Source organism: Stenotrophomonas geniculata ATCC 19374 = JCM 13324, assembly GCF_001431625.1.
Lineage (GTDB): Bacteria > Pseudomonadota > Gammaproteobacteria > Xanthomonadales > Xanthomonadaceae > Stenotrophomonas > Stenotrophomonas geniculata.
Genome location: NZ_LLXT01000084.1, coordinates 40,495 through 52,411 on the forward strand (window position 1 = coordinate 40,495; position 11,917 = coordinate 52,411).

14 protein-coding genes are annotated in these 11,917 nt (G+C 66.7%); 7 read left to right on the top strand and 7 right to left on the bottom strand.

What is annotated here, in order from left to right; translation table 11 throughout:
• Positions 1 to 83: 83 nt before the first annotated feature.
• Positions 84 to 1,241 (bottom strand): bifunctional 2-methylcitrate synthase/citrate synthase, encoded by a 1,158-nt coding sequence (prpC, locus tag ARC63_RS05465; protein WP_010482770.1) that lies wholly within the window; start codon positions 1,239 to 1,241, stop codon positions 84 to 86.
• A 36-nt stretch (positions 1,242 to 1,277) separates the two neighbouring features.
• Positions 1,278 to 2,171 carry a methylisocitrate lyase gene (prpB, locus tag ARC63_RS05470; RefSeq protein WP_010482769.1) on the bottom strand — a complete coding sequence of 298 codons (894 nt, stop codon included), beginning with the start codon at positions 2,169 to 2,171 and terminating at the stop codon, positions 1,278 to 1,280.
• 154 nt (positions 2,172 to 2,325) lie between these two features.
• On the opposite strand from prpB, the gene prpR reads away from it, so the two are divergent.
• Positions 2,326 to 3,909 carry a propionate catabolism operon regulatory protein PrpR gene (prpR, locus tag ARC63_RS05475; protein ID WP_057502744.1) on the top strand — a complete coding sequence of 528 codons (1,584 nt, stop codon included), beginning with the start codon at positions 2,326 to 2,328 and terminating at the stop codon, positions 3,907 to 3,909.
• 25 nt (positions 3,910 to 3,934) lie between these two features.
• On the opposite strand, the gene ARC63_RS05480 is transcribed toward prpR, so the two are convergent.
• From ARC63_RS05480 to pdxH, 4 genes are all read right to left on the bottom strand, one after another.
• Positions 3,935 to 4,372, bottom strand: coding sequence for an SMI1/KNR4 family protein (locus tag ARC63_RS05480; protein ID WP_228354704.1), 438 nt, complete (start codon positions 4,370 to 4,372; stop codon positions 3,935 to 3,937).
• 32 nt (positions 4,373 to 4,404) lie between these two features.
• Positions 4,405 to 4,866, bottom strand: coding sequence for a DoxX family protein (locus ARC63_RS05485; RefSeq protein WP_057502746.1), 462 nt, complete (start codon positions 4,864 to 4,866; stop codon positions 4,405 to 4,407).
• A 159-nt stretch (positions 4,867 to 5,025) separates the two neighbouring features.
• On the bottom strand, positions 5,026 to 5,385 hold the full coding sequence (locus tag ARC63_RS05490; protein WP_057502747.1) for a YqfO family protein: 360 nt from the start codon (positions 5,383 to 5,385) through the stop codon (positions 5,026 to 5,028).
• 9 nt (positions 5,386 to 5,394) lie between these two features.
• On the bottom strand, positions 5,395 to 5,994 hold the full coding sequence (pdxH, locus tag ARC63_RS05495; protein WP_057502748.1) for a pyridoxamine 5'-phosphate oxidase: 600 nt from the start codon (positions 5,992 to 5,994) through the stop codon (positions 5,395 to 5,397).
• 40 nt (positions 5,995 to 6,034) lie between these two features.
• Here pdxH and ARC63_RS05500 point away from each other — a divergent pair, with 40 nt between their 5' ends.
• The gene (locus ARC63_RS05500) at positions 6,035 to 6,862 is read left to right on the top strand and encodes a kinase (RefSeq protein WP_043399110.1); all 828 of its coding nucleotides are present in this window, start codon (positions 6,035 to 6,037) and stop codon (positions 6,860 to 6,862) included.
• A 6-nt stretch (positions 6,863 to 6,868) separates the two neighbouring features.
• Here ARC63_RS05500 and ARC63_RS05505 read toward each other — a convergent pair whose 3' ends face one another.
• Positions 6,869 to 7,072, bottom strand: coding sequence for a dodecin family protein (locus ARC63_RS05505; protein WP_005410663.1), 204 nt, complete (start codon positions 7,070 to 7,072; stop codon positions 6,869 to 6,871).
• Between the two features lie 98 nt (positions 7,073 to 7,170).
• Here ARC63_RS05505 and ARC63_RS05510 point away from each other — a divergent pair, with 98 nt between their 5' ends.
• From ARC63_RS05510 to mdtD, 5 genes are all read left to right on the top strand, one after another.
• Positions 7,171 to 7,713 (top strand): shikimate kinase, encoded by a 543-nt coding sequence (locus tag ARC63_RS05510; protein WP_057502749.1) that lies wholly within the window; start codon positions 7,171 to 7,173, stop codon positions 7,711 to 7,713.
• Positions 7,710 to 8,822 carry a 3-dehydroquinate synthase gene (gene aroB / locus ARC63_RS05515; RefSeq protein ID WP_057502750.1) on the top strand — a complete coding sequence of 371 codons (1,113 nt, stop codon included), beginning with the start codon at positions 7,710 to 7,712 and terminating at the stop codon, positions 8,820 to 8,822. Before ARC63_RS05510 ends, aroB begins: the two co-directional genes overlap by 4 nt.
• A gap of 120 nt (positions 8,823 to 8,942) precedes the next feature.
• Positions 8,943 to 9,182, top strand: a complete 240-nt coding sequence (locus ARC63_RS05520; RefSeq protein ID WP_019336384.1) for a WGR domain-containing protein — start codon at positions 8,943 to 8,945, stop codon at positions 9,180 to 9,182.
• Positions 9,183 to 9,208: 26 nt separating this feature from the next.
• Positions 9,209 to 10,291 carry a uroporphyrinogen decarboxylase gene (gene hemE, locus ARC63_RS05525; RefSeq protein ID WP_057502751.1) on the top strand — a complete coding sequence of 361 codons (1,083 nt, stop codon included), beginning with the start codon at positions 9,209 to 9,211 and terminating at the stop codon, positions 10,289 to 10,291.
• A 92-nt stretch (positions 10,292 to 10,383) separates the two neighbouring features.
• Positions 10,384 to 11,793 (top strand): multidrug transporter subunit MdtD, encoded by a 1,410-nt coding sequence (mdtD, locus tag ARC63_RS05530; protein WP_057502752.1) that lies wholly within the window; start codon positions 10,384 to 10,386, stop codon positions 11,791 to 11,793.
• Positions 11,794 to 11,917: the final 124 nt, after the last annotated feature.

An 11,917-nucleotide genomic window follows, 5' to 3' on the forward strand; every position in this document is an offset into this window, starting at 1 on the left:
CTTGAGGCGGGCCGGGTGCCGGCGGTGCGGCGGCGAAAGCATCCGGCCGGCACGCGGCCGGCCGGATGGGTACAGCAGGTGGATCAGACGCGCTTGTCGATGGCGACGAAGTCGCGGTCTTCCGGACCGATGTAGTTGGCGCTCGGGCGGATGATCTTGCCGTCGATGCGCTGCTCGACGATGTGCGCGCTCCAGCCGGCGGTGCGGGCGATCACGAACAGCGGGGTGAACATCGCGGTCGGCACGCCCATCATGTGGTAGCTGACGGCGCTGAACCAGTCCAGGTTCGGGAACATCTTCTTGATGTCCCACATCACCGATTCCAGGCGCTCGGCGATGTCGTACATCTTCATGCTGGACTGTTCTTCGGACAGCTCGCGGGCCACGTCCTTGATCACCTTGTTGCGCGGATCGGAGACGGTGTAGACCGGGTGGCCGAAACCGATCACCACTTCCTTGCGCTCGACGCGGGCCTTGATGTCTTCCTCGGCCTCATCGGGGGTGTCGTAGCGCTTCTGCACTTCGAACGCCACTTCGTTGGCGCCACCGTGCTTCGGACCGCGCAGGGCACCAATGCCACCACAGATCGCGCTGTACATGTCACTGCCGGTACCGGCGATGACACGGCAGGTGAAGGTCGAGGCGTTGAACTCGTGTTCCGCATACAGGATCAGCGAGGTGTGCATCGCCTTCACCCACGACTCCTGCGGCTTCTCGCCGTGCAGCAGGTGCAGGAAGTGGCCACCGATCGAGTCGTCATCGGTTTCCACATCGATGGCGCGGCCGTTATGGCTCCAGTGGTACCAGTACAGCAGCATCGAACCGAGACAGGCCATCAGCTTGTCGGCGATGTCGCGCGCGCCGGGGTGGTTGTGATCGTCCTTCTCCGGCGCCACGCAGCCAAGCACGGACACGCCGGTGCGCATCACGTCCATCGGGTGCGCCGACGGCGGCAGCTCTTCCAGCGCGGCCTTCACCGCGGCCGGAATGCCACGCAGCGACTTCAGCTTGGCCTTGTAGGAAACCAGCTCGGCGCGGGTCGGCAGCTTGCCGTGCACCAGCAGGTAGGCGATTTCCTCGAACTCGCTGGTGTTGGCCAGGTCCAGGATGTCGTAGCCACGGTAGTGCAGGTCGTTGCCACTGCGGCCCACGCTGCACAGCGCGGTGTTGCCGGCAGCGGTGCCGGACAGGGCGACGGACTTCTTCGGCTTGAAGGTCGGGGTTGCGGTCGTATCGTTCATGTTTCCCTCCGAAAACTTGATGGTGCAGGGTACTGCTTATTTCTTGGCGGCGAACAGTGCATCGAGCTGCTGCTCGAACGCGTGGTAGCCGATGCGGTCGTAGAGTTCTTCGCGGGTCTGCATGGTCTCCACCACGTTGCGCTGGTGGCCATCGCGGCGCACCGCCTGGTAGACGTTCTCGGCGGCCTTGTTGGCGGCACGGAAGGCCGACAGCGGGAACAGCTGGATGGCAACACCGGCCGAAGCCAGTTCATCGCGACTGAACAGCGGGGTGGCGCCGAACTCGGTGATGTTGGCCAGCACCGGCACCTTCACCGCGTCGACGAAGCGGCGGTAGGTGTCCAGGTCGTAGGCGGCCTCGGCGAAGATGCCGTCGGCACCGGCCTCGACGCAGGCGATGGCGCGCTCGATGGCCTTGTCCACGCCGTCCACCTGGATGGCGTCGGTGCGCGCGATCAGGAAGAAGTCCGGATCGGTCTTGGCATCGGCGGCCGCCTTCACGCGGTCGACCATTTCACCCTGCGACACGATCTCCTTGCCCGGACGGTGACCGCAGCGCTTGGCGCCGACCTGGTCCTCGATGTGGCAGGCGGCCGCGCCGGCCTTGATCAGCGACTTCACGGTGCGCGCGATGTTGAACGCGCTCGGGCCGAAGCCGGTGTCGATGTCGACCATCAGCGGCAGGTCGCAGACATCGGTGATGCGGCGCACGTCCACCAGCACGTCTTCCAGGGTGTTGATGCCCAGATCCGGCAGGCCCAGCGAGCCGGCGGCAACACCGCCACCAGACAGGTAGATGGCGCGGAAGCCGGCGCGCTTGGCCAGCAGGGCGTGGTTGGCGTTGATCGCGCCGATCACCTGCAGCGGCGATTCGGCAGCCAGCGCCTCACGGAAGCGGGCACCGGCGGAGAAAGGAGTGGAAGCGGTCATGCGGCAATCCAGGTTGGAGATCGTGTGTGTAGGCGCAAACACCATGCCAACCTGCAAGCGCTTGATTTCACGGGGATGACTGACCCGCATCAGTGAAACATATGAAACACTGAAACAGATGTATCATGAAACACCCTTCCCGGTCCGAGCCACCATGTACCTGCCCCGCTCGCCCCTGCGCCACACCGATGCCGATCCCGGCCGTCCGGTGATCTGGACCGTCAGCGTCTCGCGGCTGACCGGCCTGCTCGGCGACGTCATTCCGGAGTTCGACCGCCGCGCGCGTATCGAACAGATCAACCTCGGCTTCGAGGAAGCGGTGGATGTGATCGGGCAGCGCCTGCGCCGTGAGCATTGCGACGTGGTGATCGCCGGTGGCTCCAATGCCGCCTGGCTGCGCAGCCGGCTGGAGCTGCCGCTGGTGCCGATCCAGGCCAACGGCTTCGATCTGATGGAGGCGCTGGCCCGGGCACGACGGATCGCCAGCCGCATCGGCCTGGTCACCCACGCCAGCGACGTACCGGTGTTCAGCAACTTCCAGCAGAGTTTCGGCCTGGATATCGAGCATCGCCGTTTCGTCACCCGCGAGGATGCGCGCGACTGCATTGCCGACCTGCGCGCCAATGGCATCGAAGTGATCGTCGGCACCGGCATGGCCATCGACCACGCCGAACAGGCCGGCCTGCCTGGCGTGCTGCTGTACTCGGCCGACTCGGTGCGGCAGGCGTTCGAGCATGCGCTGGAACTGACCCAGACGCTGGCCCGCTCCAGTGGCAACCGATCCACCCCACGCCGGCGCCCGGCAGTACGTGGCGACGCGCATGAACTGCTCGGCGACAGCGATGCGATGGCACAGGTACGCGCACAGATTGCGCTCTATGCACCGCACGACAGCACCGTGCTGGTCAGTGGCGAAACCGGCACCGGCAAGGAACTGGTCGCGCGCCAGCTGCACGCCGTAAGTGGTCGTCGTGGGCGTTTCGTCGCGCTGAACTGCGGTGCGATCAGCGAATCGCTGCTGGAGGCAGAACTGTTCGGCTACAGCGATGGTGCCTTCACCGGCGCACGTCGCGGCGGACGCGTCGGCCTGGTTGAAGCCGCAGACGGGGGCACCTTGTTCCTGGATGAGATCGGCGAGCTGCCGCTGCCGTTGCAGACCCGCCTGCTGCGGGTGTTGGAAGAACGTGAAGTGCTGCGCGTGGGCGCCACCGAACCGACGCCGGTCGACCTGCGCGTGGTAGCCGCCACGCTGCAATCGCTGGAGCAGCGCGCAGCAGCAGGCAGCTTCCGTCGCGACCTGTATTACCGGCTGGCGGCGCTGCGCATCGCCCTGCCCTCGCTGCGTGCCCGGCGCGGGGACATTCCGCTGCTGGCACAGCACTTCTTCCGCCAGCTGCGTGGCATTGACGCACCACTGGATGAGGATGCACTGGCGGTACTGACCACGGCCGAGTGGCCCGGCAACGTGCGTGAACTACGCAATCTGGTGGATCGCCTGCGCATCCACTGGCAGCCGGCTGAAGGGCCTATTGATGCTTCGCGACTGCTGCAGCTTGCGCCCGAGCTGGCAAGCGAAGGCGCGACGGCACTGCCGCTGGAAAGTAACGGCAAACGCCCGCCGCGTGCGCAGCTGGAAGCATTGCTGCAGGAACATCGCAATGACCGCGAGGGCATGGCACAGGCGCTGGGCGTATCACGCACCACGCTATGGCGCTGGCTGCGCGCGGAGGGGTTGTAGAGCCGAGCTTGCTCGACTGCTTCAGCTAAGCAGCCCGATCATCATTGTTGATGTACCAAGCAATGAAATCTACGAAGTTCTTCCAACGGGCAGGGGTCTCACCTGAAAGAAACTGATCGTGCCGAGCCAGGTAGTAATCATGTACCTCCTGCGTTCGCACATCGTACAAATACATCCCCTCACCTTCGTCAGATGACAGCGGAAGAAAATCCGCAGGGAGCTCGTAACGATCCCGAATGTACTCAGCCTGGTCTGGAATTTTCGGAATTCCAGGACCAACCATTCGCAGCAAGTCAGGCTTGCCGCTCACAGCAGGCAGCGCGCCATTGACTGCCATGTAGAACATCCACATATCGCAGTGAGGATCAACGCCCAAGCGACACATGACGTCGGCCGCCGAAGCGCAATCAGGATTCCGACGATCCGGGTACGCGCGAATCACGCGCTGGATCAGATCATTCATCCGCATTCAATTGCCTCCGCTTCACTCAATGTTCAAGGCACCCAACGAGCTTCGATCGCGAACCGTCCACTCCCCACTGCGGCAATCCATAGCAGCAGTACGCCCAGCGGCACTTCGCTCAGGTAGAAGAACCAGCTCAACCAATCCGGCACGCTCAGTCCCGCAGGAATGCGCGCGATACCATCGGTCAGCGCCGCCACCGCGCAGATCGCCGCCAGCAGCAGGGCCGAGGGGCGGCTCAAAAGGCCCAGCACCAGCAGTCCACCCGCAATCCATTCGATCACACCGAGCACCGGCGCGCTGAACACCGGAAACGGAATCCCCGCACCCACCAGCGTATGCACCATGCGCTCGCGGCCCGCATCGGTGAAAACCTTGTTCCAGCCGGATACGCAGAACATCACACCGGCGACGATGCGGGCGAGCAACAGCAGGAACGCTTCCACGCCGTGACGCGGCGGCGGCAACGCAAACAGGCAACGCCAGGAGGGCATGGCAACTCCGGAAGTCGAGATCATCCGTCGGAGTGTGCCGGTTATGAGCCTGCTCGCAGATGAAGCAAGCCGGTCCATTTGCGACAGCCTGCTCTCGTGGAGTCGAGCCCTGCTCGACTGCCTCATGCGTCGGAGCAGCAGCCGAGCATGGGCTCGGCTCTACAACGGCAGCCCGCCGGCCAGCAGCAGCTCGATCTCCTCCACCTGCACCATCGGCACCCGCCACGGATGATGCGGCACGATGCCATGCTCCAAGATGCGCTGCAGCCGCTGCGTATCCCGAGCCAGGCAGAACTCCAGGCGCACGCTGTCGGCCACTTCGGTGTGGCCCGCCTCACCCTGCACGGGCGACGCCCCCGCGCGTGGGCGGAACTGCTCGAATCCCGGCGCCGACCACCACATCCCGTGCTCGTAGTCGCCGGCCACGAGCGCATCCACCGCGAGGATGCCCTGCTTCACCGCGTCCAGGGCTGCCGGCGGCACGAACACCACCACGCGGTACAGCGGCAGGCGTTGCACCGGCCAGCCTTACGGATACAGCAGGCGCTTGCTCCAGCGCCCTTCGGCACCGGCTTCATAGCACCAGCGTTCGTGCAGGCGGAACTGCGCGCCGTACCAGAACTCGATGCGGTCGGGCACCACGCGCAGGCCGCTCCAGCCCTCCGGGCGCGGCACGTCCTTGCCCTCGAAGCGGGCCTCGACCTCGGCCACGCGCGCATCGAATTCCTCACGCGTTGCCAGCGTCTTCGACTGCTGCGAGGCCCAGGCGCCGATCTGGCTCATCCGCGGGCGGCTGGCGAAATAGGCGTCGGCCTCGGCATCGGCAACCTGCTCCACACGGCCTTCAATGCGCACCTGGATGCCGGCTTCGCGCAGGCTGCGCCACAGGAACAGCAGCGCGGCCTGCGGGTTGGCATGGAGTTCCTGGCCCTTGTGGCTGTCCAGATGGGTGTAGAAGACAAAGCCACGCTCATCGAACGCCTTCAGCAGCACGGTACGTGCCGAGGGGCGGCCGTGCGTATCGGCAGTGGCCACGGTCATCGCGTTCGGCTCGACCTCGCGGCTCTGTTTGGCCTCTTCAAACAGGCCGGCAAACGTGGACAGGGCTTCGGCGTACAGGTCGCTCATGATTGCGTTCTTCTCACACGGATTGGGCTATTGTGGCTGCATGGCCGCTGCTGCGTATATGCCCCAGGTGAAAGGATTCCCCGAAACATTGGCCGAACAGGTGCTGGACGATGCACTGGGCAGCGGCGCAGCAGTTCCAGTATTGGCGATCAGCGGCCTGCAGGGGAGCGGCAAATCGACGCTGGCCGCGCAGGTGGTGGCCCGCGCCCAGGCACGCGGCCTGAACGCAGCCACGCTGTCGATCGATGATGTCTACCTGACCCGCGCACAGCGCCAACGGCTGGCCCGCCAGGTGCACCCACTGCTGATCACCCGCGGCCCGCCTGGCACCCATGACCTGCCGCTGGCCCACGCGGTACTGGATGCAGTGGCCGCACGCCAGCCCTTCGCGATGCCGCGCTTCGACAAGCTGGCCGATGAACGCCTGCCCGAAGCGCAATGGCCGCAGCTGCAACAACCGCTGGACCTGCTGGTGTTCGAAGGCTGGTTCCTGGGCACGCCTGCGCAGGATGACGACGCGCTGGACAGCCCGTTGAACGCGCTGGAACGGGAGGCCGACGCCGATGGCCGCTGGCGGCGCTGGTGCAACCAGGCGCTGGCCCGCGACTATCCTGCGCTGTGGCAGCGCTGCGACCGCCTGTGGTTCCTGCAGCCACCGGATTTCTCGGTGGTACCACGCTGGCGCTGGCAGCAGGAGCAGAACCTGCAGGCCGCACAGCCGGGCCGGCACGGCATGAGCCGGCCACAGCTGGAGCGCTTCGTGCAGTATTACGAGCGGGTCAGCCGCCAGGCGCTGCGTGCCCTGCCCGCCCTGGCCGACCACGTAGTGGTGCTGGACGGCCAGCGACAGGTGCAGGACGTGCGCTGAGCGCGCCTATTCCACCAGGAAGGTCACCCGCAGGTTGACCCGCCATTCGGTGATCTCGCCACTGCCATTGGTGACCACCTTGGTCTCGTTCACCCAGGCGCCCTGGATGCCCTTGACCGTCTCGGAGACCTTTTTCAGCCCGCTGCGCACGGCGTCCTCCACGCTTTTCGGCGAGGAGGCGGTGATTTCGATGACCTTGGCGACCGTCATGGCCTGTACTCCGGCTGGCGCGGGAGACCCCGCAGGAACGCCTACCCTGACGTGAAGAACGTAAAGGCCAGGGCACGGAGGTGTTAGCATCAGAGAGCATGAATCCTGCTCCGAACCTGATCCTGATCGGCCCGATGGGCGCCGGCAAAACCTGCATCGGCCGCCGCCTGGCCGAGCGCTTCACGCTGGACTTCGTCGACGTCGACCAGGCCATCGTCGATGCCGCCGGCGCCAGCATCCCGACCATCTTCGAGCACTCCGGCGAAGCCGGCTTCCGCAACCATGAACGCGAGGCGCTTGCGCGCGTGCTGGAAGGCCGCGGCCAGCTGGTCTCCACCGGTGGCGGCGCGGTGCTGGATCCTGGCAATCGTGCACTGATCGCCCAGCGCGGCTTCGTGGTCTACCTGAGGGTCAGCGTGGCCGCGCAGCTGGAACGCCTGGCCCGCGACAAGGGCCGGCCGCTGCTGCAGCGCCCGGACCGCGAGCAGGTGCTGCACGATCTGGCCGCACACCGCGACCCGCTGTACCGCGAACTGGCCGACCTCACCCTCGATACCGACCCGTATACCGCTGCCGACGCGACCGCCCACCTGGTGGTCAAGCTGGCCACGCAATGGCAGCGCCAGGACCTGACCGCATGACTTCCCCCGCCCTGCTGCAGGTCGCCGTTGGCGGCGACCGCCCTTACACCATCACCATCGGCCCCGGTGCCCAGGCCGACGGCGCTGCGCTGGCCTCGCATGTTCGCGGCCGCCACGTGCTGCTGCTCAGTGACAGCGAAGTGGCCCCACGCTATCTGGACGCCGTGAAGCAGACGCTGTTGGCCGCACGCCCCGACCTGATCGTCGGCGAGCACGTGCTGGCCGCAGGCGAAGCCTCCAAGACCCTGGCCGAGTTCGGCCGTGCGATCGAAGCACTGGCCGCGCTTGGCGCCACCCGCGACGCCTGCGTGTTCGCCCTCGGCGGCGGCGTGGTCGGTGATCTCGCCGGTTTTGCAGCCGCCTGCTGGATGCGCGGCGTGGACTGCGTGCAGCTGCCGACCACCCTGTTGGCGATGGTCGATTCGTCGGTGGGCGGCAAGACCGCGGTCGACATTCCGGCCGGCAAGAACCTGGTCGGCGCCTTCCATCCGCCGCGCGCAGTCATTGCCGATACCCGCGTGCTGGCTACGCTGCCGCCGCGCGAACTGCGTGCCGGCCTGGCCGAAGTGGTGAAGTACGGCGCGCTGGGCGATGCCGTGTTCTTCGAATGGCTGCAGCAGCATGCCGATGCGCTGATCGCCGGTGAAGACAACGTGCTTTCCGAAGCCATCGCGCGCAGCTGCCGGCACAAGGCCGCCATCGTCGAGCGCGATCCGTTCGAGAAGGGCGAGCGTGCCCTGCTCAACCTGGGCCACACCTTCGGCCATGCCATCGAGACCGAACAGGGCTACTCGGCCCCGGGCCGCGATGCGCTGAACCACGGCGAGGCCGTAGCGGTGGGCATGGTGCTGGCGGCGAAGCTGTCCACCCACCTGGGCCTGGCCGAGGATGCCGACCGCGCGCGCCTGCAGTCGCTTCTGGAACGCCTTTGCCTGCCGGTGGCGATTCCGGCCGGGCTGGACCCACAGGCCCTGCTCGGCCGCATGCGGCTGGACAAGAAGAACGTGGCCGGCCGCCTGCGCCTGGTGCTGTGGCGCGGCATGGGCCGTGCCGAGGTGGTGCCGGACGTGGATGAGGCGGCGGTGCTGAAGGTGCTGGGCGCGGGCTGACCTTTCCGCGTTCGCCGGGCATGGCCCGGCGCTGACGGATTGTGCTGCGGCATGAAGCGCAGCCGAGCGTGGGCTCGGCTCTACAGGTCCGTGCCGCCCCAGGGCGATACAATCGGCGCCATGCACGTCTACCTGCAACATCCCGACGCCGGTGCGCAGGCACCGCGCTTCCTGCGCCTGAGCCTGCAGCCGGATCTGTTCGGCGGCTGGGAACTGCTGCGCGAAAGCGGCCGCGTCGGTGCCCGCTCGCAGCTGCGGCGCGAGCTGTTCCTGCAGGCCGACGAAGCCCGCCATGCTTTCGAGAAGGCCCGCGATGCCGAACTGCATCGCGGCTTCCAGATCCTTTCGCACGGCGACTGACGCCGCTGCCAACTTTCGTCCAAGGAATGCCCATCGTGACCAGCCCTCTCCGCAATGATCGCCTGCTGCGCGCCCTGCGCCGCGAACCGGTGGACTGCACCCCCGTCTGGCTGATGCGCCAGGCCGGCCGCTACCTGCCGGAGTACCGCGCGACCCGGGCCAAGGCCGGCAGCTTCCTGGCCATGGCCAAGAATCCGGAGATCGCCTGCGAAGTCACCCTGCAGCCGCTGCGCCGCTTCCCCTTGGACGCGGCCATCCTGTTCTCGGACATCCTCACCATTCCCGACGCGATGGGCCTGGAGCTGTACTTCGTCGAAGGCGAAGGCCCGAAGTTCCGCCACCCGGTGCGTGATGAAGCGGCCATCGCCAGGCTGGCCGTGCCGGACATGGAACAGGACCTGGGCTATGTGATGGACGCGGTGCGCCTGATCCGCCGCGAACTGGATGGCCAGGTGCCGTTGATCGGCTTCTCCGGCAGCCCGTGGACGCTGGCCTGCTACATGGTGGAAGGCGGCGGCAGCAAGGACTTTGCGCGCATCAAGGCGATGGCGCTGAACCACCCCCAGGCCCTGCACCGCCTGCTGGAGATCACCACTGAAGCGGTGATCGCCTACCTCGGCGCGCAGCGTGCGGCTGGTGCGCAGGCGCTGCAGGTGTTCGACACCTGGGGTGGCGTGCTGTCGCCGTCGATGTACCGCGAGTTCTCGCTGCGTTACCTGCAGCGCATTGCCGAGGGCCTGGAGCGTGGCGAAGGCAGCGAGCGCACGCCGCTGATCCTGTTCGGCAAGGGCACCGGCCTGCATCTGGAAGCGCTGTCGCAGACCGGCGCCGATGCGCTGGGCCTGGACTGGACGCTGGACCTGGACGAGGCCATGCGCCGCACCGGTGGCCGCGTTGCCCTGCAGGGCAACCTCGACCCGACCACGCTGTACGCCTCGCCGGATGCGATCGCCGCCGCTGCCGCACGCGTGCTCGACACCTATGCCGCGGGCAACGGTGGTTCGCGCGAGGGCCATGTGTTCAATCTTGGCCACGGCATGTCGCCGGACATGGACCCGGCGCACGTGCAGGTGCTGGTCGACGCGGTGCACGCGCACAGCCAGCGCTGAACCTTGCGCATGCGGTTGCGGCGCGATGTTGATCGCGCCGTGACCCGCAGTGCGCGATCATGGTCTCCCCAACGCTGCACCGGCCGCGCCCCATGTCCACATCGCCATCGACCTACAACCGCCAGCGCCCCCTGCTGTGGTTGGTTTCGTTGGCGATCTTCATGCAGATGCTGGACTCGACCATCGTCAACACGGCGTTGCCGGCGATGGCCGCCAGCCTGGGCGAAAGCCCGCTGCAGATGCAGTCGGTGGTGTTCAGCTATGCGCTGGCGGTGGCCACCTTCATTCCCGCCTCCGGCTGGATCGCTGACCGCTACGGCACCCGCCGCACCTTCCTGGTGGCGATCATCCTGTTCACCCTCGGCTCGCTGGCCTGCGCGCTGGCCCAACACCTGCACCAGCTGGTCGGTGCGCGCGTGCTGCAGGGCATCGGCGGTGCGATGCTGCTGCCGGTCGGTCGCCTGGCGGTGATGCGTTCGGTGCCGCGCGAGGATTTCCTGCGCGCGATGAGCTTCATCGCCATCCCCGCGCTGGTCGGCCCGTTGATCGGTCCCACGCTGGGTGGCTGGCTGGTCGAGATCGCCTCGTGGCACTGGGTGTTCCTGATCAACCTGCCGATCGGCGTGATCGGTTTCATCGCCGCGATGAAGATCATGCCCGACCACTACGCCAGCCATCGCACCCGCTTCGACCTGCGTGGCTACATCATGCTGGCCTTCGCGATGGTGGTGCTGTCACTGGCGCTGGACGGCATCGCTGGACTCGGCACGCCACATGCGCTGGTGATGCTGATGACCGTGGCCGGCCTGGCTGCGCTGGTGGGCTACTGGCTGCACGCCGCCAACTCCACCGCTCCCTTGTTCTCGCTGGCCCTGTTCCGCGTGCCCAGCTATCGCATCGGTATCCTCGGCAACCTGTTCTCGCGCATCGGCAGCAGCGCCATGCCGATGCTGATCCCGCTGCTGCTGCAGGTCGGCCTGGGCCTGGGCCCGATGAACGCCGGCCTGATGATGGTGCCGGTGGCAGCGGCCGGCATGGTGTCGAAGAAGCTGGCGGTAAAGCTGGTTGAGCGCTACGGCTACCGCCGCGTGCTGATGGTCAACACCGTGCTGGTCGGCCTGGCGATGGCCAGCTTCATCCTGATGACACCGGGCCAACACCTGGCTTGGCGCCTGCTGCAGCTGGCGTTCTTCGGTGCGGTCAATTCGCTGCAGTTCACCGTGATGAACACCGTGACCCTGCGCGACCTGGACCGCGAATTCGCCAGTTCCGGCAACAGCCTGCTGTCGATGGTGATGATGCTCGCCGCTGGTTTCGGTGCCGCCGCTGCGGGCAGCCTGCTGGCCGCGTTCGGCAACCACCTGGACAGCAACAGCGCGACCGCGGCGCTGCATGCGACGTTCCTGTGCGTGGGCGCGATCACGCTGACTTCGACGATGATCTTCTGGCAGCTGCCCGATACCAAGCCGGAGCCACGGCAGGTCGAGCACGTCGCGGAGTGAGGGTGGTTCGGCAGGGCTGCGCCCTGCACCTGCAGAGGCTTCAAGCCAAGGCAACAGCAACGGCAAAAGCAGGCATTCCTTGGGATGGCGGGGCGGTGTGGGCTTGCAGGACACGCCGTAAACC

Bases quoted from the DNA above. Each gene is read 5' to 3' on its own strand.
- prpC (WP_010482770.1), bottom strand. From the start codon at position 1,241: ATGAACGATACGACCGCAACCCCGACCTTCAAGCCGAAGAAGTCCGTC.
- prpB (WP_010482769.1), bottom strand. From the start codon at position 2,171: ATGACCGCTTCCACTCCTTTCTCCGCCGGTGCCCGCTTCCGTGAGGCG.
- prpR (WP_057502744.1), top strand. From the start codon at position 2,326: ATGTACCTGCCCCGCTCGCCCCTGCGCCACACCGATGCCGATCCCGGC.
- ARC63_RS05480 (WP_228354704.1), bottom strand. From the start codon at position 4,372: ATGAATGATCTGATCCAGCGCGTGATTCGCGCGTACCCGGATCGTCGG.
- ARC63_RS05485 (WP_057502746.1), bottom strand. From the start codon at position 4,866: ATGCCCTCCTGGCGTTGCCTGTTTGCGTTGCCGCCGCCGCGTCACGGC.
- pdxH (WP_057502748.1), bottom strand. From the start codon at position 5,994: ATGAGCGACCTGTACGCCGAAGCCCTGTCCACGTTTGCCGGCCTGTTT.
- ARC63_RS05500 (WP_043399110.1), top strand. From the start codon at position 6,035: ATGGCCGCTGCTGCGTATATGCCCCAGGTGAAAGGATTCCCCGAAACA.
- ARC63_RS05505 (WP_005410663.1), bottom strand. From the start codon at position 7,072: ATGACGGTCGCCAAGGTCATCGAAATCACCGCCTCCTCGCCGAAAAGC.
- ARC63_RS05510 (WP_057502749.1), top strand. From the start codon at position 7,171: ATGAATCCTGCTCCGAACCTGATCCTGATCGGCCCGATGGGCGCCGGC.
- aroB (WP_057502750.1), top strand. From the start codon at position 7,710: ATGACTTCCCCCGCCCTGCTGCAGGTCGCCGTTGGCGGCGACCGCCCT.
- ARC63_RS05520 (WP_019336384.1), top strand. From the start codon at position 8,943: ATGCACGTCTACCTGCAACATCCCGACGCCGGTGCGCAGGCACCGCGC.
- hemE (WP_057502751.1), top strand. From the start codon at position 9,209: ATGCCCATCGTGACCAGCCCTCTCCGCAATGATCGCCTGCTGCGCGCC.
- mdtD (WP_057502752.1), top strand. From the start codon at position 10,384: ATGTCCACATCGCCATCGACCTACAACCGCCAGCGCCCCCTGCTGTGG.